The 20,166-nt window shown below is 69.6% G+C and carries 24 protein-coding genes and 1 pseudogene; 10 read left to right on the forward strand and 15 right to left on the reverse strand.

Going from position 1 to position 20,166, the window contains the following annotated elements; translation table 11 throughout:
- Positions 1-91 precede the first annotated feature (91 nt).
- Positions 92-478, reverse strand: coding sequence for a DoxX family protein (locus tag SLINC_RS23630; RefSeq protein ID WP_067436619.1), 387 nt, complete (start codon positions 476-478; stop codon positions 92-94).
- Positions 479-654: 176 nt separating this feature from the next.
- On the opposite strand from SLINC_RS23630, the gene SLINC_RS23635 reads away from it, so the two are divergent.
- Together SLINC_RS23635 and SLINC_RS23640 are read left to right on the forward strand one after the other, a co-directional pair.
- Entirely contained in the window at positions 655-1,128 is a 474-nt protein-coding gene (locus SLINC_RS23635) for a carboxymuconolactone decarboxylase family protein (RefSeq protein WP_067436622.1), read from the forward strand.
- 143 nt (positions 1,129-1,271) lie between these two features.
- A complete protein-coding gene (locus SLINC_RS23640) occupies positions 1,272-2,195 on the forward strand; it encodes an RNA polymerase sigma-70 factor (RefSeq protein WP_067436625.1) in 924 nt (307 codons plus the stop codon).
- 31 nt (positions 2,196-2,226) lie between these two features.
- On the opposite strand, the pseudogene SLINC_RS23645 reads toward SLINC_RS23640, so the two are convergent.
- The 4 genes and pseudogenes from SLINC_RS23645 to SLINC_RS23660 all read right to left on the reverse strand — a co-directional run bounded on the left by SLINC_RS23645 (position 2,227) and on the right by SLINC_RS23660 (position 4,301).
- Positions 2,227-2,989: pseudogene (locus SLINC_RS23645) on the reverse strand (transposase).
- 43 nt (positions 2,990-3,032) lie between these two features.
- Positions 3,033-3,425: a hypothetical protein gene (locus SLINC_RS23650; protein ID WP_067436628.1), complete on the reverse strand. Its 393-nt coding sequence runs from the start codon at positions 3,423-3,425 to the stop codon at positions 3,033-3,035.
- Positions 3,419-3,847: an ATP-binding protein gene (locus tag SLINC_RS23655; protein ID WP_067436631.1), complete on the reverse strand. Its 429-nt coding sequence runs from the start codon at positions 3,845-3,847 to the stop codon at positions 3,419-3,421. The genes SLINC_RS23650 and SLINC_RS23655 overlap by 7 nt, the downstream gene beginning before the upstream one ends.
- Before the next feature lie 46 nt (positions 3,848-3,893).
- Positions 3,894-4,301, reverse strand: a complete 408-nt coding sequence (locus SLINC_RS23660) for an NUDIX hydrolase (protein ID WP_067436634.1) — start codon at positions 4,299-4,301, stop codon at positions 3,894-3,896.
- 107 nt (positions 4,302-4,408) lie between these two features.
- Between SLINC_RS23660 and SLINC_RS23665 the strand changes: the two genes are divergently transcribed.
- Positions 4,409-5,194, forward strand: coding sequence for a GntR family transcriptional regulator (locus tag SLINC_RS23665; protein WP_067436637.1), 786 nt, complete (start codon positions 4,409-4,411; stop codon positions 5,192-5,194).
- Between the two features lie 25 nt (positions 5,195-5,219).
- Here the strand turns inward: SLINC_RS23665 and SLINC_RS23670 are convergent, their stop codons facing one another.
- Complete coding sequence (locus tag SLINC_RS23670; protein ID WP_067436640.1) at positions 5,220-5,522, reverse strand: hypothetical protein; 303 nt, start codon at positions 5,520-5,522, stop codon at positions 5,220-5,222.
- A gap of 335 nt (positions 5,523-5,857) precedes the next feature.
- Here SLINC_RS23670 and SLINC_RS23675 point away from each other — a divergent pair, with 335 nt between their 5' ends.
- Positions 5,858-6,391 (forward strand): NUDIX hydrolase, encoded by a 534-nt coding sequence (locus tag SLINC_RS23675; protein ID WP_067436643.1) that lies wholly within the window; start codon positions 5,858-5,860, stop codon positions 6,389-6,391.
- A gap of 418 nt (positions 6,392-6,809) precedes the next feature.
- Here the strand turns inward: SLINC_RS23675 and SLINC_RS23680 are convergent, their stop codons facing one another.
- Positions 6,810-7,031, reverse strand: a complete 222-nt coding sequence (locus tag SLINC_RS23680; RefSeq protein ID WP_067436645.1) for a CarD family transcriptional regulator — start codon at positions 7,029-7,031, stop codon at positions 6,810-6,812.
- A 213-nt stretch (positions 7,032-7,244) separates the two neighbouring features.
- Positions 7,245-7,988 carry a helix-turn-helix domain-containing protein gene (locus tag SLINC_RS23685; protein ID WP_067436648.1) on the reverse strand — a complete coding sequence of 248 codons (744 nt, stop codon included), beginning with the start codon at positions 7,986-7,988 and terminating at the stop codon, positions 7,245-7,247.
- Between the two features lie 256 nt (positions 7,989-8,244).
- On the opposite strand from SLINC_RS23685, the gene SLINC_RS23690 reads away from it, so the two are divergent.
- The 4 genes from SLINC_RS23690 (at position 8,245) to SLINC_RS23705 (ending at position 11,221) form a co-directional block, all read left to right on the forward strand.
- Positions 8,245-8,922, forward strand: a complete 678-nt coding sequence (locus SLINC_RS23690; RefSeq protein ID WP_067436651.1) for a DUF4097 family beta strand repeat-containing protein — start codon at positions 8,245-8,247, stop codon at positions 8,920-8,922.
- 33 nt (positions 8,923-8,955) lie between these two features.
- A complete protein-coding gene (locus tag SLINC_RS23695; protein ID WP_067436653.1) occupies positions 8,956-9,975 on the forward strand; it encodes an ATP-binding cassette domain-containing protein in 1,020 nt (339 codons plus the stop codon).
- Positions 9,972-10,757 carry an ABC transporter permease gene (locus SLINC_RS23700; RefSeq protein WP_067436656.1) on the forward strand — a complete coding sequence of 262 codons (786 nt, stop codon included), beginning with the start codon at positions 9,972-9,974 and terminating at the stop codon, positions 10,755-10,757. The genes SLINC_RS23695 and SLINC_RS23700 overlap by 4 nt, the downstream gene beginning before the upstream one ends.
- A 143-nt stretch (positions 10,758-10,900) precedes the next feature.
- The gene (locus SLINC_RS23705) at positions 10,901-11,221 is read left to right on the forward strand and encodes an SCO4225 family membrane protein (protein WP_067436658.1); all 321 of its coding nucleotides are present in this window, start codon (positions 10,901-10,903) and stop codon (positions 11,219-11,221) included.
- Between the two features lie 36 nt (positions 11,222-11,257).
- Here the strand turns inward: SLINC_RS23705 and SLINC_RS23710 are convergent, their stop codons facing one another.
- The 5 genes from SLINC_RS23710 to SLINC_RS23730 form a co-directional block, all read right to left on the reverse strand.
- Entirely contained in the window at positions 11,258-11,893 is a 636-nt protein-coding gene (locus SLINC_RS23710) for a response regulator (RefSeq protein ID WP_067436661.1), read from the reverse strand.
- Positions 11,893-13,110: a sensor histidine kinase gene (locus SLINC_RS23715; RefSeq protein WP_079164685.1), complete on the reverse strand. Its 1,218-nt coding sequence runs from the start codon at positions 13,108-13,110 to the stop codon at positions 11,893-11,895. The genes SLINC_RS23710 and SLINC_RS23715 overlap by 1 nt, the downstream gene beginning before the upstream one ends.
- A gap of 92 nt (positions 13,111-13,202) precedes the next feature.
- Entirely contained in the window at positions 13,203-13,865 is a 663-nt protein-coding gene (locus SLINC_RS23720) for a DedA family protein (RefSeq protein ID WP_067436664.1), read from the reverse strand.
- Positions 13,866-14,080: 215 nt separating this feature from the next.
- Positions 14,081-14,494, reverse strand: a complete 414-nt coding sequence (locus tag SLINC_RS23725; RefSeq protein WP_067436666.1) for a hypothetical protein — start codon at positions 14,492-14,494, stop codon at positions 14,081-14,083.
- A 108-nt stretch (positions 14,495-14,602) separates the two neighbouring features.
- Positions 14,603-15,277 carry a TetR/AcrR family transcriptional regulator gene (locus tag SLINC_RS23730; RefSeq protein WP_067436669.1) on the reverse strand — a complete coding sequence of 225 codons (675 nt, stop codon included), beginning with the start codon at positions 15,275-15,277 and terminating at the stop codon, positions 14,603-14,605.
- 115 nt (positions 15,278-15,392) lie between these two features.
- Between SLINC_RS23730 and SLINC_RS23735 the strand changes: the two genes are divergently transcribed.
- Positions 15,393-16,163 carry an SDR family NAD(P)-dependent oxidoreductase gene (locus tag SLINC_RS23735; RefSeq protein WP_067436671.1) on the forward strand — a complete coding sequence of 257 codons (771 nt, stop codon included), beginning with the start codon at positions 15,393-15,395 and terminating at the stop codon, positions 16,161-16,163.
- 21 nt (positions 16,164-16,184) lie between these two features.
- On the opposite strand, the gene SLINC_RS23740 is transcribed toward SLINC_RS23735, so the two are convergent.
- Positions 16,185-17,507 (reverse strand): helix-turn-helix domain-containing protein, encoded by a 1,323-nt coding sequence (locus SLINC_RS23740; protein WP_067436674.1) that lies wholly within the window; start codon positions 17,505-17,507, stop codon positions 16,185-16,187.
- Between the two features lie 188 nt (positions 17,508-17,695).
- Here SLINC_RS23740 and SLINC_RS23745 point away from each other — a divergent pair, with 188 nt between their 5' ends.
- On the forward strand, positions 17,696-18,466 hold the full coding sequence (locus SLINC_RS23745) for a DUF4232 domain-containing protein (RefSeq protein ID WP_067436677.1): 771 nt from the start codon (positions 17,696-17,698) through the stop codon (positions 18,464-18,466).
- A gap of 78 nt (positions 18,467-18,544) precedes the next feature.
- Here the strand turns inward: SLINC_RS23745 and SLINC_RS23750 are convergent, their stop codons facing one another.
- Complete coding sequence (locus SLINC_RS23750) at positions 18,545-19,933, reverse strand: hypothetical protein (protein ID WP_067436679.1); 1,389 nt, start codon at positions 19,931-19,933, stop codon at positions 18,545-18,547.
- Between the last annotated feature and the right edge of the window lie 233 nt (positions 19,934-20,166).

Genomic DNA, 20,166 nt, shown 5'->3' on the forward strand with positions numbered 1-20,166 from the left:
GGTGTGATCACGGCACCGGAGCCGTGCTGGAGTCCGTGCACCGGGGTGAGCCCGCGCGCCTTCGGCAACCGGCTCACGCCGACCTGGGTGATCAGCCGGTGAAGGACTCGGGGCCGAAACGGCCCCACGCCAGGAAGAAGGCCAGGGCGAGGTAGACCAGGTCGCCCGCGATCGTGACTCTCTCGCCACGGCGGAGGCGCATGGTCAGCGCGCCGGCGAACAGCAGCACCAGTCCGGTGGCGGCCAGCGGTACCAGGACCGGTGCGATGTCGAGCGCGGCGGGCAGGATCAGGCCCGCCGCGGCCAGGAGCTCGATGGCGCCGATGATTTTGAGGGCACCAGGGCTGAAGTCCTCGACCCATCGGGTGGCGGTGCCGCCCATGGCGGCCAGCTTCTCCTTGGGCACGAACATTTTGGAGCTGCCGGTCAGGCAGACGGCGGCCATCAGTCCGGCGATGATCCAGAGTGCGAGGTTCATCATCAGCTCCTTGATCGAGGATTCCTGCTTCCCCTGGGACGAGACAGCGCCCCCGCATGTGACATCTCCGAACATCCGAGTTCGGGGAGACGTGGATCACACGCGTCCGTGTCACAGGGCGTCGGGCTGTCTCGTCCCAGGGGGTGTAGCCACCGACGAGCACGGAGGAGCACACCATGGACGCGCGACTGAACTACTTCGCCAGCCCGACCGCCGCAAAAGCCCTCAAGCACCTCATGTCGGCGGGCAAGACGCTCAAGGACTCGCCGCTGGCGGCCGCGACACAGGAACTCGTGGCCCTGCGCGTGAGCCAGATCAACGGCTGCGCCGTCTGCATCGACATGCACACAAAGGAGGCCGCCGCTGCCGGGGAGGCCCCGGTGCGGCTGAACCTGGTGGCGGCGTGGCGGGAGGCCACGGTCTTCACCGAGGCCGAGCGTGCCGCGCTGGAGCTGGCGGAGCAGGGGACCCGGGTTGCGGACGCGGCCGGCGGGGTCAGCGACGAGGTCTGGGCGCGTGCCGCGAAGCACTTCGACGAGGAGCAGCTCACTGCCCTGGTGGTCCTGGTTTCTTTCATGAACACGGCGAACCGGCTGAACATCATCGCCCAGCAGCCGGCCGGCGACTACGAGGTCGGGCAGTTCCACTGATTTGGCCATCGATGAGCCGCCCGGGGCACTGTCACCCCGGGCGCGGGGGTGTTGCACAGCCCCGTTGACGGACCGCAAGATCACCAGAACTGGCCCGCGCCGGGAGATACGGCCGGGCGGGAAGATCTCAAGGGGGATGCGGCGTGAACAAGGTCGACGAGTTCGAGGAGCTGCGGCCACTGCTTTTCTCGATCGCTTACCGGATTCTGGGCAGCGTGAGCGAGGCCGAGGACGCGGTGCAGGAGACATGGCTGCGCTTCGATGGCTCGACGACCCTTCCCACGTCGGTCAAGGCGTTTCTGTCCGCCACGGTGACGCGGATCTCGATCGACGTGCTGCGCTCCGCGCGGGTGCGGCGGGAGGAGTACGTGGGCCCGTGGTTCCCCGAGCCACTGCTGAGTGATCCGTACCAGGATCCGGCGCGCTCGGCGGAGCTGGCCGACTCGGTGTCGATGGCGGCGCTGCTGCTTCTGGAGCGGCTGAGCCCGCTGGAGCGGTCGGTGTTCGTGCTGCGGGAGGTGTTCGGTTTCGGGTTCGACGACGTCGCCTCGGCGGTGGGGCGTTCGGAGGCGGCGTGCCGGCAGCTGCTGGTACGGGCGCGGCGGCACATGGAGGCCGGGCGGCCGCGGTTCGAAGCGGACCGTCAGGAGCGGCAGGAGCTGGCGACGCGGTTCTTCGACGCCCTCCGCGAAGGCGATGTCGCCGGCCTGCGGGATCTGCTGGCCGCCGACGTGCAGATGGTCGGGGACGGCGGCGGCAAGGCCCCGCAGTTGGCCAGGGCCGTCATCGGCGCCGAGAACGTGGCCCGGCTGCTGGCCTCCGTTTTCCCGCTGCTGGCCCGGATCGACGTGACGTTCGAGCCGCACGAGGTCAACGGCCAGCCCGGCGCCATTTTCCGAGACAGGGACGGCAGGGTCCTCCATGCCCTGGCCCTCGACGTGCTCGACGGGCAGATCCAGACCATCCGCTCGGTGATCAACCCCGACAAGCTCGGCCACCTCGGACCGGTGGCCGACGCCTGGGCCATCGACGGCGAGGTGAAACAAGCCCGCCGGCAGATGAAGTGACCCGGGACCGGCCGTGGGCCGGCTCGTTCGCCTATCCGGTGACGTTGAGGTTGTGCAGGCGGGCGATGCCGCGCATCGCGTGGTGCCGCCGTCGCCGCGGAGGCGGCAGTCACGCAAGATCTTCCAGGTCTTCATGCGCGCGAAGACGTGCTCGACGCGGGCCCGGACCTGTTTGTGGCTTTTGTTGTGCGCCTGCTTCCAGCCGGGGAGTTCTTCGTCCGCGCTGCGGCGGTGAGGGATGACCAGTCCCGTTCCGCGGTAGCCGCCGTCGGCGATCGTTACGGTCTTCCCGACGGCGTCCTTCGCGCCGGACTCGGCCCAGGCACGGCAGTCGTGCGGTTGCCCGGCAGTGGACGGCCGATCACGACCACCAGCCGGGTGTCGGCGTCGACGACCACCTGATGGTTCGTCGAATGCCGATAGTTCTTTGACTGCTCGGCCACGCTGTGATCGCGGCTCGGCACCAGGGTGCCGTCCACGATCAGCACGGCGTTCGCGCGAAATCGGCGCCGCGGCGGGAGCGCGAGCTTCGGTCCGAGGTGGTCGATGACCCGGTCCGCCGCCGACTTCGACACCCCGAACGGCGCCAGCTGCCTCAGTGTCAGGTTAGTGCGCCAGTAAGCGGCCACAAGCAGCACCCGGTCCTGAAGAGGGAGCTTCCAGGGCCGACCACGGCCCGGCGCGTCGGCACCCTCTCGGCGCAGCTGAGTCACCAACTTGCCGAAGGTGCGCGGGCTCAGCCCGGTGAACGGGGCTATCCAAGACGGCTCCGACGCCGTGATCGCACCAGCCACAGCCCAAGACCATCGCACATCAAGATCACTTGCGGGACAGCCCTTAGGACGGGTGTTCAAGGGCTCCAGGCTTAAAGACGTATGCGCAGGCTGGGAGTTCGATGCCTTGGCGGTGGGCCAACGGTAAGAAGAGCACCGGTCGGATCGTCCAGGTGATGCGAATGCGAGCCTGGGTGACCGTCACCGTACTGGGCTCGGCGCGCAGCAATGCTTTCCTCGTCGCGATGCGGCCGTCGTACAGCCACTGCCATGCCTGCTCGGATGCCTCCGGGTCGAACGCCGGAGAGATGGTGCGCAGCGCGACGGCAACCCACCTGTCCGCCTGGGGTGCCGAGTAGGCGTCGAAGGACGCCCGCAACACCAACTCGCCCTCGTCGGTGAGTTCTTCCGTCCAGCACTCGCACCAGTAGCCCCGGCGGGCTTCGCCGTTCAGCACAGGTGGTCTCCCGGTCGGGTGCCGGTGAACAGTTCCGCGGTGACCGTGTAACCGCCCTCGCTGCCGTGGACCACGACTCGGTGGGCGAGTGCGGTGACCATGCCCAGGCCCCGGCCGTGTTCGGCCTCGGCGTCCTGGTGCTCGGCCTTGGGGGCTGTGCCGGTTCCTCCGCCGTCCGTCACCGACAGGGCGATCACCTGCCGGGTCACTGCGAGGGCCAGGTGGAAGCTGCCGGATTCCATGCCGCTGGCCGTGTGGAGGATCGCGTTCGCACTCAGCTCGCTCACGATCAGTTCTGCGTCGTCGGCCAGGGGCGAGCCGCGCAGGATGTCTCTCGTCCAGCGGCGGGCCCGGCTGACCTCTTCCGGAAATCCTGGGCAAGTGAGGCCCCAGACCCGGGCGGTGCTCGTATACTCGTGCATACAAGTTCCTTCGTGCTGGTAGGCCGCCATGTGCAGCGGGTTCGGGCTAGACGAGTTTCACGCCGTCGTGGGCGCGGATGGCCGGCGGGGATGCCGCGTCCAGAGCGTCAAGGACGCGGATCGCGTATGCCTCGTCGGCGAGTTCGGTGACTTCTTCACGAGTGGCCCAGCGCAGTGCGCGGGTCTCGTCCCCGGTGGTGGGCGTGCCGTCGGCGGCTTCGCAGCGGAAGACGAGGGAGACGATCAGGCCCGTCATGTTCTTGTAGATGCCGGTGAGTGTCGCGGGAAGTGCGATCTTGATGCCGGTTTCTTCGAGGACTTCGCGCTGGAGGGCCTCGGGGATGGTTTCCTCGCGTTCGAGGACTCCGCCCGGGGGCTCCCAGTGGCCGTTGTCGCGGCGCTTGATCAAGAGGGCGCGGTCCTGGTCGTCGACGATGACTCCGGCAACGCTCACGGAGTGCGGACGGTCAGTGCTCACGTTCCTCGGCCCTCTCGGATGGCTAGGCTCTCCACCGTAGCAACAACACTCGCCCACTCGTCTAGATATCTAAAGGAGTACATGTGACGTCTCTTCCGAGCCTTCTCGGCGATCTCGACCCCACGAGTGATCGTGCGGTCTTCCGGCAAATCGCTGACCAGCTGCGCGAGGCCATCGACCGTGGGCGGTTCAAGGAGGGGGAAAAGCTGCCTTCCGAGGCGGAGCTAGTCGAGCATTACGGAGTTTCCCGTATGACGGTTCGAAACTCCTTCTCCATCCTCCAGGGCGAGGGTCTGGTGCACGCCGAGCACGGCAAGGGCGTCTTCGTACGACCGCGTCCCCCAGTCCGACGACTGGCTTCCGACCGTTTCGCCCGGCGTCACCGTGAGCAAGGGAAGTCCGCGTTCATCGTGGAAGCCGACGCCGCCGGCAGTCACCCCCAGGTCGACAGTCTGGAGGTCAAGGAGGAGAAGGCCAGCCAGGACATCTCCACTCGCCTCGGTTCGGTGCGACGTGTGCTCGCCCGCCGGCGCCGGTACCTGCTCGACGGGAAGCCGGTCGAGTTCGCCACCTCCTACCTGCCGCTCGACATCGCCCGCGGCACCCAGATCGCCGAACCCAACCCCGGCCCCGGCGGCATCTACGCCCGCCTCGAAGAACTGGGCCACCACCTCGACCACTTCGAGGAACAGATCCGGGCCCGGATGCCCTCCCCCACCGAGGTCAAGACGCTCCGGCTGGCCTCCGGCGTGCCCGTCATCCACCTGATCCGCACGGCGTACGACACGGAGGGGAGAGCCGTGGAGGTCTGTGACACGGTCATGGCGGCGGACGCCTACGTCCTGTCGTACCAGCTCCCGGCCACGTGATTTCGTGACCGGGAGTGGACGGATGCTAGGTGGTCGGCTCGTCCGTGTCCTCAGGGGCGGACGGCTCGAACATGGAACTGATGTTGTTCCACATGAAGTCTTCTCGCCAGCCCGATGTGTCAGCCGCCCAGCCGAGCAGCGCCCGGAGCACCTTCTCCTGAGAGATGGTCTGCGTCTGGTAGTGCTCTGCGGGAACGCCGTCCCGGTACTCCAGTTGGTACGTGTTGTTCTCGCGCAGCAGGACCTGGATGTACCAGTCGCCTGGGAGGTCCTCGTCCTGTCGTTCGAGCACCATGTGCTCGTTGTCGCGCCCCAGGTTGGCGAGCATGGTGCCTATCGCAGGCTTCGAAGGGCGCTTCACGGTGTGACCCCGGGCGCTCGTGGCAATCAGCATGACCGGATCCTGCCCGACGGGTGGGACAGTGGCGCTCCCCGGACGTCGTGCAGCTCTCTTCGGTAACTCGTACGCCCCAACAAGAACTCGTACGCCCCAACAAGCATACTCATATAGACGAGTGGGCAAGTTGTGTGGCGAGATGGTCGCCGGTCCCGGAAGTCGGGTTCGAAGGCACGGGATGAGGGGATGCCGGGAACGGGAGCCAACTCGCCTCCGCCCGCGGCACGTTCCACGCCCCCGGCGACCGGTCGAAAGGAACCCCAGGCATGGAATGGAAGACCCACGGTGAACGGCGGATCCACACCAACGAGTGGGTGAACCTGTGTCTGGTCGACGTCCAGCAGCCGGATGGGCACAGGTGGGAGTACCACGTCGTCCGTCTTCGGCACCTGGCCGTGGCCGCCGTGGTCAATGACCGTCGGGAAGTCCTGATGATGTGGCGGCACCGCTTCATCACGGACTCGTGGGCCTGGGAGTTGCCCATGGGCCTGGTGGAGGACGGGGAGACGCCGGGGGAGGCGGCGGTGCGTGAAGTCCTGGAGGAGACCGGGTGGCGCGCCGGTCCCGTCAAGCCTCTCGTGTACGCCGAGCCGGCCAACGGCATCACCGACTCGCAGCACCACGTCTTCCGCATCGACGGTGCGATCTACGCCGGGCCGCCCACGGAGAGGAACGAGTCCGACCGCATCGAGTGGATTCCCCTCTCCGAGGTTCGGGGGATGATCGACCGCCGCGAGATCGTGAGCAGCGGATCGCTCGTCGGACTGCTCTACCTGCTCATGGACGCGGCGATGCGCTGAGCGGCGGGAGCGGCTTCCGTAGGCGTACTTCAGACGTACTTCAGGCATGCCTCAGAGGTACTTCAAGCATGCCTCAGGCGTGCTTCTGGCCAGCCTCAGACGGGACTCAGACGTGATTCAGGTGTGCTCGCAGGCGAGCCTCACCGTCGTGCCGGGCCGCTCAGCCCCCCGTCACCGCCCGCAGATCCAGGTCGGACCCCTCTGTGTCCTCGAAGAGGTAGGACTCGTCGTCGCCGAAGTCCGGGGCCTGGAACGGGTTGGTCGTGGGAGGCGGCAATTCCGCGCTGGAAGAACGGGACTGTCCTTCCGGCGCGGAGAACAGCGAGGTCGGGTCGATGGGAGGTCTGCCTTTCGTTTCAGGTCCAGGGAAGGGCCTGGTGTGCCGTGACCGGGCACAGCGGTGCTACAGGTGCTACAGCTACAGCTTGGTCATCTTGGTGTACGGGCTCAGGATCCGCATACGCGAGGAACCGAAGTCCACGAGCGCGGCGATTCCGTCCTCGATACCGATGACCCGGCCGAGGCCGTACATGTCGTGAGTGACCTGGTCGCCTACCTCGAAGTGCTTCGGGGGCGGTGCGACCGGGGCCTTGAAGGGGCTGGTGGGCAGATGGCGCTTCGGAGCAGCGGGCTTAGTCATTGACTCCAGTATGCGGCCACAACCATCCCGTTCGCTGCGCCCGTCCACAACCGTTGCCCTGTCGGGATCTGGACGGTCACGGCCGCTCGGCGGGCCGCGCCGGGCCTCGTAGCGTTGACCAGGGGTTTCGGGGCCGGGTGGGGTGGAGAGAGGTGAGGGTGCGCCGGAGCGAGACGGCACGCCTGACCTGCGCCTCGGCAGGCCGGGCGGCCCTCAGTGGTCCGGGGTCGGCTCGGCCGGGGGCGTGGCGGGCTTGGCGTAGAGGACGTCGCGGGCCTGTTCCGCGGCGCGGGTGATGCTCTCGCCGACGAAGTCCATGAAGCGGGCGATGTTCTCCAGGCGTACGGCGGCCGGGGTGCCGGCGCCGAGGACGCCGACGCCCTGCCGGGCGGTGTCGGCGAGCTCGGCGTTGGACCGGGCGGCGGCGATCATCGAGTCGTACCAGACACCGTCGTTGACGAGGTAGCGCTCGCGGCGGCCCTCGCCGCGTTCCCGGGCGACGAGGCCCTGGACTTCGAGGAACGCGACCGCCTTCGAGATGGACGCCGGGCTGACCTGGAGGTGCTGGACGAGTTCGGCCGCGGTGAGGCTGCCCGCGTCGGTGGTGAAGAGGCAGGTCAGCACCTGGGACATCATCTTGGGCAGGCCCTGCTGCATGAGCAGGGTGGTGAACGCCTCCTCGTACTCCCGTACGGCTTCGGCGTCCCGCCCGTGGGCCTGCGGGGGTGCCTGCGCTCCCCGGGGCGCGGTCTGCCTGCGCCGGTGGGTACGGCGTTCGGTCGCGCGGTGGGCCAGGTCGGCGCGGTAGGTGGTGGGGCCGCCGTTGCGCATCACCTCGCGCGTGATCGTCGAGGTCGGGCGGTCGAGACGTCTGGCGATCTCCGCGTAGGCGAGGCCGTCGGCCAGCCCCGACGCGATCTGCTGGCGCTCCTGCTGGGTGAGTCTGCCTCCCGGCACCGTGATCTCCCGTCTATCTCTCTCTGTGCTTCCTTGCTGCCGTCAGCATAGCTTTCACCGGCATCTCATTGCAACGCTACACCTAGCTGTTGTTGCGTTAGATTTTGATTCATTGCAATGAAATTGCAGCTCTTACCTGCGTCAATGTCGATTGAGTGCAACGAAGCTGTTGAAGGATCCGCGAACGCAACGTAGCTTTTGCGGAGTCAGAAACGGCAACGGCAACGACAACGACAACGAACGCAGGAGAGAAACCATGCAGACCTTCCAGACCCCCGCCCCGATCGCCGCCGTCCTCGACATCCCCGCGGGCAGCATCCGGTTCATCGCCGCCGACCGGGCCGACACCACCGTCGAGGTCCGGCCCGCGAACGCCGCGAAGAGCCGCGACGCCAAGGCCGCGGAACAGATCGAGGTCACCTACGGCGACGGCGACGGCGTCCTGCGGATCGCGGCCCCGGCCGCGAAGAACCAGTACTTCGGTCCCTCCGGTTCCGTCGAGGTCACCGTCCAGCTGCCGGCCGGCTCCGGTGTCGAGGCGAAGGCGGCCGCCGCCGAGTTCCGGGCCGTCGGACGCCTCGGTGACGTCGTCTTCGAGGGCGCCTCCGGTGCCGTAAAGATCGACGAGGCCGCGAGCGTCCGCCTCACCGCTGCCGACGGTGACGTCACGGTCGGCCGGCTGACCGGCCCCGCCGAGATCAGCACGCAGCGGGGCGACATCCGGATCACCGAGGCGGTCGACGGCACGGTCGTACTGACCACCCAGATGGGCGACATCTCCATCGACACCGCCCCCGACGCCTCCGCCTCCCTGGACGCCAGCACCTCGTACGGCCGGGTCCACAACGCGCTCAAGAACACCGAGGGCGCCGCGGCCGGCCTGCGCATCCGCGCGACCACCTCGCACGGCGACATCACCGCCCGCAGTCTCTGACCCCGCCACCGCCTCTCCACAGGAGCAACCACCATGACCACCTGGGCCATCGCGGCGAACGGGCTGCGCAAGTCCTACGGCGACAAGACCGTCCTCGACGGCGTCGACCTGCACGTTGCGGCCGGGTCGGTGTTCGCGCTGCTCGGGCCGAACGGGGCCGGCAAGACGACCGCCGTGAAGATCCTGTCCACGCTCATCTCCGCCGACGGCGGCCGGGCCCAGGTGGGCGGCCACGATCTGGCCACCGGGGCCCAGGCGGTACGGGCCGCGATCGGGGTCACCGGGCAGTTCTCCGCCGTGGACGGACTGATCACCGGCGAGGAGAACATGCTCCTGATGGCCGACCTGCACCACCTGCCCCGGAGCGAGGGCCGGCGGGTCGCCGCCGAACTGCTGGAACGCTTCGACCTCACCGAGGCGGCGCACAAGCCCGCCTCCACCTACTCCGGCGGCATGAAGCGCCGCCTCGACATCGCCATGACCCTGGTCGGCGACCCGCGGATCATCTTCCTCGACGAGCCCACCACCGGACTCGACCCGCGCTCCCGTCACACCATGTGGCAGATCATCCGCGAGCTGGTCACCGGCGGCGTCACCGTCTTCCTCACCACCCAGTACCTGGAGGAGGCCGACGAACTCGCCGACCGGATCGCCGTCCTCAACGACGGGAAGATCGCCGCCGAGGGCACCGCGGAGGAACTCAAGCGGCTCATCCCCGGCGGCCACATCCGGCTCCGCTTCACCGACCCGGCCGCCTACCGGGCCGCGGCCGCAGCCCTGGGCGAGGCCGCCCCGGACGACGACGCCCTGACCCTCCAGCTCCCCAGCGACGGCAGCCAGCGCGAACTGCGCTCGATCCTGGACTGGCTGGACTCCACCGGAGTCGAGGCCGACGAACTGACCGTCCACACCCCCGACCTCGACGACGTCTTCTTCGCCCTGACCGGCGACGCCCGCATCCCACACCAGACCGACCAGACCAGCCAGCCCAACGACATCAACGAGCCCGCCCAGCCCACCCAGGCCACCCAGTCCAAGGAGAACGCCCGATGAGTTCCCTCGCCCTCGCCGTCCGCGACTCCTCCACCATGCTCCGCCGCAACCTCCTGCACGCCCGGCGCTACCCGTCGCTCACCCTGAACCTGCTGCTCACGCCGATCATGCTGTTGCTGCTCTTCGTCTACGTCTTCGGCGGCACCATGAGCGCGGGCATCGGCGGCGGTGACCGCTCCGACTACGTCGCCTATCTCGTCCCGGGGCTGCTGCTGATGACCATCGGCTCGACCACGATCGGGACGGCGGTGTCCGTCTCCAACGACATGACGGAGGGCATCATCGCCCGCTTCCGTACGATGGCGATCCACCGCGGGTCGGTGCTCATCGGGCACGTCGTCGGCAGCGTGCTCCAGTCGATCATCAGCGTGGTGCTCGTCGGCGCAGTCGGTGTCGCCATCGGCTTCCGCTCCACCGACGCCACCGTCCTGGAGTGGCTGGCGGCCTTCGGACTGCTCGCGCTGTTCGCCCTGGCGCTCACCTGGATCGCCGTCGGGATGGGCCTGATCAGTCCCAACGCCGAGGCGGCCAGCAACAACGCGATGCCGCTGATCTTCCTGCCGCTGATCTCCAGCGCCTTCGTGCCCATCGACGCGATGCCGGGCTGGTTCCAGCCGATCGCCGAGTACCAGCCCTTCACCCCGGCCATCGAGACCCTGCGCGGCCTGCTCCTCGGTACCGAGATCGGCCACAACGGCTGGCTCGCCGTCGCCTGGTGCCTCGGCCTCGCGGTGCTCGGCTACTTCTGGTCGACCGCGAAGTTCAACGCCGACCCGAAGTAACCGCCATGACCGCGCGGGCCACTCCCGCACCGCGTCCCACCCGAGGGCGGCGTACACCGACATCCGGTCGGAGTACGCCGCCCTGTTCGTGGGCCGATCCAGGGGGAAACCGACCCAGGAGAACCTGAGAGGAGCCCACCGTCGTGACCGGTACCAAGTCCGGCCGAAGTCTCCGCCGCCTCCGCATCCGCCTTCGCCACGCCCTCACCGATGTCGTCGCCCTCATCTACCTCGCGCTCTGTGCCGTGCTGCTCGGATGGGCGCTCGTGGTGAGCCTCACCGACGACTCGGGCGAGTCCATGGCGGCGGTCGTCCCGCTCCTCGCCACCGCCCCGGCCAGCCTGGTCGTCCTCGCGCTCCCCGACGGCGCCGCCCCGCTGATCCTCGCCATCGTGTTCGGGGCCCTGGCCAACGCCACGGTCATCGGCTGGTGTTCGCACACGCTGCGCGGGAAGTCGTACTGAGTGCCGGCCCGCCTCCTCGTCCCGGCACCTCGCCCGTCAGGACTCCAGATACCGCAGTACGGCGAGGATCCGGCGGTTGTAGCCCGTGGTGTGCGCGAGTCCGAGCTTGTCGAAGATCGAGTTGAGGTGCTTCTCGACCGCGCTCGTGGAGATGTGCAGCTTCTCGGAGATGGCCGCGTTGGTGTGTCCCTGGGCCAGGGTCTCCAGGACGCCGCGCTCGCGCGGGGTCAGCCGGGCCAGAGGGTCGCCGTGCGTCGTACGGATCACCAACTGCCGTACGACCTCCGGGTCGATGGCGGCGCCGCCCGCCTGGATACGCTCCAACGCGTCGAGGAACTCCTCCACCTGGGCGACCCGGTCCTTGAGGAGATAGCCCACCCGCTCCGCACTCGACGTCAGCAGCTGTGCCGCGTAGTTGCGCTCCATGTGCTGGGACAGCACCAGGACCCCGACGCCGGGCCACCGTTCGCGGATCTCCAGCGCCGCCCGCAGCCCCTCGTCCGTGTGGGTGGGAGGCATCCGGATGTCGACGACGACCATGTCCGGCGGCTGGGCCTCGACCTGCCGCACCAGGGCGACACCGTCACCCACCGCGGCCAGCACCTCGTGCCCCTCCTCGACGAGCAGCCGAACCAGCCCCTCTCGCAACAGGGTCGAGTCCTCGGCCAGCATTACCCGCACGGCAGCTCCGCGGTGATCGTGGTGGGCCCCCCAGTGGGGCTGTGGACGTGCAGTCGGCCGTCCAGGGCGCCGACCCGGCTGTGCAGACCGGTCAGTCCGCTGCCGGTGAGGTGCGCACCGCCGACGCCGTCGTCCTCGATCCGGACGACGAGGACAGGGCCGTGGGCGCGGACGCTCACGACGATCTCCGTGGCGGCCGAGTGCTTGGCGGCATTGGTCACGGCCTCGGACACGACGAAGTACGCGGCGGTCTCGACGGAGGCCGGCAGCGGTCCGGCGAGGGCGAAGTCCATGCGGACGGGGATGTCGCACCGCTCGGACACCCCGGCGAGCGCCTCCTTCAGACCCAGATTGTCCAGCGCCGTCGGATAGACCCGCCAGGCCACTTCCCGCAGCTCGGTCAGCACGTCCTGCGACTCCCTGTGGGCCTGCTCCAGCAGGCTGTCCGCCTGTTCGGGCGTGCGGCCGCGGCGGGCGCGTCCGAGGAGCATGGCCAGCGCCACCAGACGCTGCTGCACCCCGTCGTGCAGGTCCCGCTCGATGCGCCGGCGCTCGGTGTCCACGGCCTGGAGCACCGCCGCCCGGCTGGTGGCCAGTTCGTCGATGCGCCGCTGCATCAGCTCGCGTTCCGACGGACCGAAGTACTCGCGTGCCAGCCGCGCGTCGAACGCCTCCAGCGACACCAGGCCCTGTACGTCGAGGAAGAGCAGCACCCCGCCGAGCAGTGCCTGGGTGAGCAACTCCCGCCAGCCGAGCGTGCCCCGGGCGAGAGCGGCGACGAGCAGCCCCGCCAGCACGACACCGAAGCCGAGCAGACCGAGCACGACGGCGGTGAGCAGACCGGCGTAGGTACGGGTGGCGAGGTAGCGCAGGATGCGGTGGTCGGGGACCGGGCGGTCGGGGAAGCTGTCCCCGAAGAAGGCCGAACGGCGGCGGCGTTCGAGCCTCACCAGCCGGCGGGCCCCGGCGGTCAGGACGACTAGGGCGTGGCGCCGGGTGCGCGGCCACAGCAGCGGCGGGCCGAGGAGGGTGCCGACGACGGCGAAGTACAGCAGCCCCAGTGACGCGGTCGCACAGCCCGACAGGACACCGGCGGCTCGCCGGGGCAGCGCCGCCGGTGGCGTCGGCGGAGGATCTCCTCCCGGACGCGCGGGTCCGGGCGCCGTCGGGAGGGGCCGGGTGGTGAAGTCCGCCGAGTCCCCCTGCACGGTCGCCGAGGCTAGCCCGGCGGCGCACCCGGGGCAAGATCGCTCGACCGGGACGGGGACCGGGATGCGAACCGGGACGCGAAGGGGTCTCGTCACGACGTACGGCGGTGCTGGGCGGAGCCGCGGGAGCGCAGACGGACCACGACGTAGAGGACCACGGCCACCGCGACCAGGACGAGGACGACCTTGCTGATGACCCCGACATAGGTCTCGACGAGGTCCCACCGGTCGCCCAGCCAGTAGCCGGACAGCACGAGCGCCGAGTTCCAGATCAGGCTGCCCAGGGTGGTGAGCAGCAGGAAGACCGGCATCGGCATGCGCTCCAGGCCGGCCGGCACGGAGATCAGGCTGCGGAAGATCGGCACCATACGGCCGAAGAAGACGGCCTTGGTGCCGTGCCTGCGGAACCATTCCTCGGTCCGCTCCAGGTCAGTCACTTTGACCAGCGGCAGCCCGGCCCAGATCGCGTACATACGCTCACGGCCGAACAGCATGCCGATCCAGTAGAGGACGGCGGCGCCGGCCACGGAGCCGAGCGTGGTCCAGAACAGGGCCGAGAACAGACTGATGACGCCCTGGCCGGCCGCGAAGCCGGTCAGCGGGAGGATCACCTCGCTGGGCAGCGGCGGGAAGAGGTTCTCCAGGGCGATGGCGAGACCCGCGCCGGGGCCGCCCATGGCGTCCACGAGGTCGGCCGCCCATCCCGCGATTCCGCCGGCGGGTTCCTGGGCCAGAGCCAGGGTCATGAGGTCCATGCGAGAGTCTCCAGGCTGCGCGAGGTCACCGCGGACGGGTGCCGCGATCCATGGACCACGCTAGGAACCGGCGGATCAGCCCGGGAATGAGGATTGCCGTTGAACGTGGTGCGGTTCTCCGCAGCCGGACCCTGCGGTTTTCCGCAGGGTCCGGGGATTCGCCTGTTATTACTTCTCTACTGCTCCTCTACTGCTTCGTCTACTGGCTTAGTCCGCTACGGGTACCAATTCGAGGTGCAGTAGTTCAATTTCCTGTCGCCCTCGAACCGGGCCACCTCGACCTTTACGCCGAAGATGTTCCCGGGGCCGGAGACATGGGTGTCCCACGACTTGCTGGTGCCGTTTCCGTCGTAATTGGCGCGCCAGGGGAAGGCGTACTCCTCGTCGGCGTAGGCGACCCAGAGCCGGACGCGGACGTGGTGGTCGTCGGCGAGGGTGTCCTTCACCTTGAGGTTCACGTCGGGTATGCCGGCGTCGGGATAGTCCCAGCCGCTGACGGAGTACGAACCGGACGCGCCGGTGGTGGAGCAGGAACCGGAATGGGTGGCCGCTTGGGCGGGGCTTGTCGCCACGCCGAGGAGCAGCATGGCCCCCGCCACGGGAAGCCCCAACTGTGCCGCTTTCTTCATTTCCCCTCCTGGAAAACGCCAACGCCCTTTCCGGGCGCAATCGTTGACCTTATATTTGCCCGCCCCGCCAGGCAACGCGTATAAATTTGCCGTTCTACCGCATTGGGGTCACACCGGATCGAGGCGATCCACGAAAGGGGCGAGGCCGGAGGAGGAGGCGGGGCTTCCGCTCACGGCGGGGCCCGACGCGCGCAGGTGTGCGATGCCCTCGTCGAGGGCCGCCCTGAGGTGGGTCGAGTCGCCGGTGGACAGCATGATGGCCACGCCGCCCTGGATGCCGGCCAGCAGGGCGGCGGACGTCCGGTCCACGTCGAGGGACGGGGAGACCAGGCCGTTCGACTGGAGGGCGCGCACACCGCGGGCGAGTTCCCGCTGCCACTGGAGCATCAGCTCCGTCACGATCGCCCGCGCGCCCGGACGGGACCGCCCGACCTGGAGGAACAGCGCCCCCAACGGGCAGTGGTCGCCCTGGGCCTCGTAGCGCTCCACCACCACGTCCCGCCACCGCCGCCAGGACTCCCACGAGTCCAGCCGCCCCAGGTGCGGCTGCTGGTCCTGGAGGACCCGGTCCGCCTCGAACCGGGCCACCGCCAGCAGCAGTTCGTCCTTGCCGTCGGGGAAGTAGTGGAAGAGCTGGCTCTTGCTGGTGCCGGTCCGGGCGCGGATGTCGTCGAGGGTGGTGGAGGCGACCCCCTGCTCGCGCAGCACCTCGGCCGCCCCCTCGACGATGCGCGCCCGTGTGGCGCGGCCCTTGGCGGTCAGGGCGTCCGGCGTCCGTGGCATGTGCGGCCTCCCCAGTTTGGACTTGCTGGTCCATTTTCTGCGACGCACAGTGGTCCGCACCACCGGGAGACGCACTACCGGGAGACAAGGAGACCGCGTCATGAGTGATCGCGTCATGAGTGCACGACTGCGGAACAGGACGGCACTGGTCACGGGCTCGACCAGCAACATCGGACAGGCGATCGCCGAGGCGTTCGCCGCCGAGGGGGCCCATGTCATCGTCTCCGGGCGCAACCGGGAACGGGGCGCACAGGTCGTCGAAGGGATCCGCGCGTCCGGCGGCCGGGCCGACTTCCTGGCCGCAGACCTCGACGGCAGCGCGGCGGCATCCGAGGACCTGGCCGAGCGCGCCCGCGAGACGCTGGGCGGGCGGCTCGACATCCTGGTGAACAACGCCGGCGTCTATCCGGCCCCCGGCACCATCGCCACCGACGAGAAGACCTTCGACCAGGTCTACGGCGTGAACGTCAAGGCACCGTTCTTCCTCACCGCGGCCGTCGTCCCGGCCATGGCGCAGGCAGGCGGCGGGGTGATCATCAACCTCGGCTCGTGGATCGCCCGCCTCGGCGTTCCGCTCGGCGCGCTCTACAGCTCCACCAAGGGCGCCATGGAGACGCTCACCAGGGCCTGGGCCGCGGAGTTCGGGCCGATGGGCGTCCGGGTGAACGCCGTCTCACCGGGCGTGATCCTCCCGCCGGCCCCGGAAGGCGCCGAGCCCCATCCCGGCGAGGTCATGATGAAGGGCACCCCGGCCGGCCGCGTCGGCACACCGGACGCCATCGCGCACGCCGCGGTCTGGCTGGCGAGCGACGAAGCGGCCTTCGTGCACGGCACCGTGGTGGACGTCGACGGCGGCAGGACCGGGGTCGCCGTCATCGCCGCGTAGGGCCTGCCCGGCGGACCCGGATCAGCCCACCCGCTCGATCCACTCGCCGCCGCCCAGCGGATAGTCGTACCCCGGGCGGTCCGCGTCGGCGCTGGTGCGGAACGGGGTGTCGTCGTTGTCGATGTGGACGGTGCCGCGGCGGCTGCCGCTGGACCAGTCCAGGGTGAGGTCCCAGCGGACGTCGTGCGCCTTGGTGTGGGCGGTGACGTAGAAGACCTCCGGGTCGGACTCGCTGACCTTGTAGGGGAAGTCGCGCTGGCCGTTCTTCACGGCGACCGTGGGACTGCCGCTGTCGAGGTCGACGTCGAAGGACCTGGTCTCGACGCCGCCTCCGCAGCCGACGCCCATCGAGTAGTCGTTCCAGGCGAGCGGCGCGCCCTTGGTGAGGACGCGCACGTGCAGCGCCTCCACGACGACGGTGTCCTCGCCGGTGCCCTGGACGGTGAGGGCGACCCGCTGTTCGTCCGAGGAGACCGCCCCGTACGCGGCCGCCCAGCGTGGCGCGTCCTGCTCGGGCGCCGGCGGGCCGACGTGCTCGGGTTCGCTGTCGACGAGGAAGCGCTGGCTGCACGGGCTGTCGTAGACGTAGGGGCGCACGCCGACGGTGAGCGGGACGGCGGTGCCGGGCCGGTCCGCGCCGCTCTGCCCGCCGTCGCCCCCGGAAGCGCCGGATCCGGCGCCCCCGGTTCCGCCGCCCCCGGAACCGGCCGTCCTGGTGGGGGACGCGGAGGCCGAGGGGGACGGCTTGTGTCCGCTCCGGCTCGGCGACGGGGAGGCGGAGGGCTTCCCGGTCTCGCCGTCGTCCGTGGCACCGGCGATCGGCGACACCGAGGTGGTGTCCCCGGCGGACGTCGGACGCAGGGCGTACACGGCGGCCCCCAGGACCGCGGCCACCACGACGGTGGCGATCAGCGCGGTACGGCGGCGGCGGAGCCAGGAGGAGGGGCGGGGCGGCGCGGGCTCGCTCGCCGTCACGACGGCGACCGGGTCACCGTGCTCTGTCCCTACCTCTGCCTCCGTCACCGTCTCCGGCTCGGACGCGGCCTCGGCCGTGTTGTCGCTCCCGCCCCGCTCCGTCCTGCGTCCGCGGGCCGCGTCCGCCAGGATCCATTGCCGGTGCAGGTTCACCAGCTCCTGCGGGGTCGCCCGGCAGACTCTCGCGAGGCGCTCCACCGGTGCGTACTCGACGGGGACCGCGGTGCCGTTGCAGTAGCGGTGCAGTGTCGACGTACTCATGTGCAGGCGCTTGGCGAGCGTCCCGTAGCTCAGTCCCGAGCGGTCCTTGAGCTCCCGTAGCAGCCGCGCGAACTCCTCGGTCTCCCTCGCCCCTGTTGCCTCCGACACCTGTTCCTCTCATCCCCCCGTGTCCCAGTCGCGCGTTCCAGGGCTCTGGTGTTCGCCCTGGTCAGAGCGCGTTTCGGTGTTCCAGCGTCCCCAACTCCCCGCTGTGCGTGGCGGTTGGGACGGATCACCTCACAAGCTTCGGTCATCCAATCACCCACGCCACCCGAACATCGAAGGGGCACCTGAGCATGTCGAACCTCCGCACCTCCCGCACCCGTCTCGTCGGCGCCGCCGCGACCGTCGTTCTCGCCGCGCTCTCCCTGACCGCGTGCGGTGACGGAACGGGCACCACCGACGAGGGCGCCGCCTCGACCAACTCCACGGCGCCCACGTCCAAGAGCCCCTCCACCGGCGCCTCTTCCCCGGGCACGGGTTCCGACGCCGGGGGCACCACCGGCTCGTCGGACTCCAAGGGGACGACGGGGTCCACGGGCACGGGCTCTTCGGGGTCCTCCAACGCCCAGCAGGTCTCGGCCGGTTCGAGTGACACCGCGCACAGCGCCGGGACGAAGGCGCCCGCCGCCTCCGGCAAGGCGGTCACCTGTGAGGGGTCCGTCACCAAGACGGTCGCGGCCCCGCTGAACCGTCCCGTGAACCACATGCTGCTCACGGTGACCAACACCGGCAGCAAGGCCTGCCACCTCTACGGCTACCCGGCCGTCCGCTTCGGCCAGGCCCAGTCCGTGCCTCCGGTCATCGAGGAGTCGCAGCCGCAGGCGGTCGTCACGCTCGCGCCGGGCGAGTCCGGCTACGCCTCCGTGAGCCTGTCCGCCACCGACGGCAGCGCCTCGAACGGCTACACCGCCAAGTCCCTGGCCGTCTACTTCCAGGGCCGCTCGGGCTTCGAAAGCGTCGGCAAGGGCGCCACCCCGTCGCTGCCCGCGAAGGGCGTCTACGTCGACGACTCCCTCAAGGTCACGTACTGGCAGCAGTCGATGGACGACGCCATCATGTGGTGAACCGAATCACGTGGTGAACCGAACGGGTCGGCCCCGGCACCCATGGGGGGTGCCGGGGCCGACCCGAGGTGTCGGTCGTCAGTTCACGGTGAAGTAGTAGTCGTAGGACGCCGTCCTGAGGCCGGAGCCGGTCGTCGCGTACACCGTGAGGTCGTACCAGCCGTCCGTGGGCGGGGTCCAGTCGACGCTCGCGGTGTGGTCGGCGGCCGCGGGGACCGTGACCTCCGGGTCACCGTTGTTGAAGGTGTACGTGTAGCTCACGACGTCCTTCACCTTCGGGGTGAACGTGAAGGTGCCCGGGACGCCGGCGCCGCCGCTCGAACCGTTCTCGGGGTAGGCGGCGGAGGTGACGGTGGGGGTGGTGTCGTAGCTGACGCCCCACCATGTCCGGTCGCTGACCCAGCCGTTCGCGCTCTTGCTGGAGACCTGGAGGCTCTCGCCGTACTCGCCGTCCAGGGTGAGCCGTGTCGTCGCCGTGCCGTCCGCGTCCGCGGGGATCTCGAAGGTCCGGTCGTTCCGGCCGCCGACGGTCTGCACGGAGTAGCTGACGACCGGGCTCTTCGCCTGGAGCCCCGGGTCGGGACGGAACGTGAAATCGGTCGGCTCGCCGAACTCGGGATTCGGGACGGACGGGGTGATGGTGGGCCCCGCGGAACCGACGTAGAAGCGGTAACTGGCGGTCGCGGAACCGTTGTAGGCCCGGTCCAGGCTGCGCACCCACAGGGTCATGGGACCGGAGCCGGACGGCGGGATCAGCTTGAGCGTGGCCGAACCGCCGAGCGTGTCCGCGCGCTTGAAGTACTTCGTGTTCTCGTACGGGTCGACGGGCTGCGGAATGCCGTACTCGCCGATGCTGACGCCGATCACCGGCAGGTCCTGCTGCCAGGAGAACTCGTAGCCCTCGACGTCGTCGGCGCCGTTCGCGCCCAGCGTGAACTCGACCGGCTCGCCGCCCTCGGTCCAGCCCTCCGGCGGGTAGTTCGGCGAGGAGATGGTGGGCGCGTTCGCCGGGCGGGTGTTGTCGATCGTGATGTAGCAGGGGGCCGTCCAGTCCGAGACCGCGTCCCCGATCACCGACCGCGCCTGCCAGGCGTAGGTCTGCCCGTCGGCGAGCGCGCTGGCGGGCAGGGTCACGGGGGCCTCGAAGCCGGGGGAGACACGGTCCCGGGCGACCGTCGTGACCTGCGTCGGGTCGCTGACCGGCCAGACCTGGTAGCGCACGCCCATCAGGGGGTCGGCGGAGGTGTCGGTGGTCCCCGGGATGCCCATGACGACGAGACCCTCGTGGGCCGAGCGGTACGAGGGCCGGTCCGCGTCGGTCGAGCAGTTCCGGTAGCCGTTGAACAGCTGGGTCGGGGTGGTGGGCGTCCCGCCGGCCGCGCTCGCGGGTGACACGGCCGCGGTCAGCGCCAGCCCGAGGGTGCCCAGGGCAGCGAGGACGGCGCGAGGTCTCGCGCCGATGGTCATGGTCAAGTGGTCCCTCCCGTTCGGATGCCCGCACACGATGCCCTTCGATGGGTACTGGTGTACGAGCGGCGAGAGGGATCGTATGGGGTGGCGTGGGCCCCCGCACGGGAATTGGGGCCGAGCCGCCTCGTTTCCCGGAAGATCGACAAGCCTTTGCGTCCACACCGTCGGCCGACCGGGCCGCCGGGCCGCGCGTCACCGGGCAGCGGTTATTTCAGCCCTCAATTGTCACT

Source organism: Streptomyces lincolnensis (assembly GCF_001685355.1).
GTDB lineage: Bacteria > Actinomycetota > Actinomycetes > Streptomycetales > Streptomycetaceae > Streptomyces > Streptomyces lincolnensis.

Bases quoted from the DNA above. Each gene is read 5' to 3' on its own strand.
- SLINC_RS23630 (WP_067436619.1), bottom strand. From the start codon at position 478: ATGAACCTCGCACTCTGGATCATCGCCGGACTGATGGCCGCCGTCTGC.
- SLINC_RS23635 (WP_067436622.1), top strand. From the start codon at position 655: ATGGACGCGCGACTGAACTACTTCGCCAGCCCGACCGCCGCAAAAGCC.
- SLINC_RS23655 (WP_067436631.1), bottom strand. From the start codon at position 3,847: ATGCACGAGTATACGAGCACCGCCCGGGTCTGGGGCCTCACTTGCCCA.
- SLINC_RS23670 (WP_067436640.1), bottom strand. From the start codon at position 5,522: ATGCTCGCCAACCTGGGGCGCGACAACGAGCACATGGTGCTCGAACGA.
- SLINC_RS23675 (WP_067436643.1), top strand. From the start codon at position 5,858: ATGGAATGGAAGACCCACGGTGAACGGCGGATCCACACCAACGAGTGG.
- SLINC_RS23680 (WP_067436645.1), bottom strand. From the start codon at position 7,031: ATGACTAAGCCCGCTGCTCCGAAGCGCCATCTGCCCACCAGCCCCTTC.
- SLINC_RS23690 (WP_067436651.1), top strand. From the start codon at position 8,245: ATGCAGACCTTCCAGACCCCCGCCCCGATCGCCGCCGTCCTCGACATC.
- SLINC_RS23695 (WP_067436653.1), top strand. From the start codon at position 8,956: ATGACCACCTGGGCCATCGCGGCGAACGGGCTGCGCAAGTCCTACGGC.
- SLINC_RS23700 (WP_067436656.1), top strand. From the start codon at position 9,972: ATGAGTTCCCTCGCCCTCGCCGTCCGCGACTCCTCCACCATGCTCCGC.
- SLINC_RS23710 (WP_067436661.1), bottom strand. From the start codon at position 11,893: ATGCTGGCCGAGGACTCGACCCTGTTGCGAGAGGGGCTGGTTCGGCTG.
- SLINC_RS23720 (WP_067436664.1), bottom strand. From the start codon at position 13,865: ATGGACCTCATGACCCTGGCTCTGGCCCAGGAACCCGCCGGCGGAATC.
- SLINC_RS23725 (WP_067436666.1), bottom strand. From the start codon at position 14,494: ATGAAGAAAGCGGCACAGTTGGGGCTTCCCGTGGCGGGGGCCATGCTG.
- SLINC_RS23730 (WP_067436669.1), bottom strand. From the start codon at position 15,277: ATGCCACGGACGCCGGACGCCCTGACCGCCAAGGGCCGCGCCACACGG.
- SLINC_RS23735 (WP_067436671.1), top strand. From the start codon at position 15,393: ATGAGTGCACGACTGCGGAACAGGACGGCACTGGTCACGGGCTCGACC.
- SLINC_RS23745 (WP_067436677.1), top strand. From the start codon at position 17,696: ATGTCGAACCTCCGCACCTCCCGCACCCGTCTCGTCGGCGCCGCCGCG.
- SLINC_RS23750 (WP_067436679.1), bottom strand. From the start codon at position 19,933: ATGACCATCGGCGCGAGACCTCGCGCCGTCCTCGCTGCCCTGGGCACC.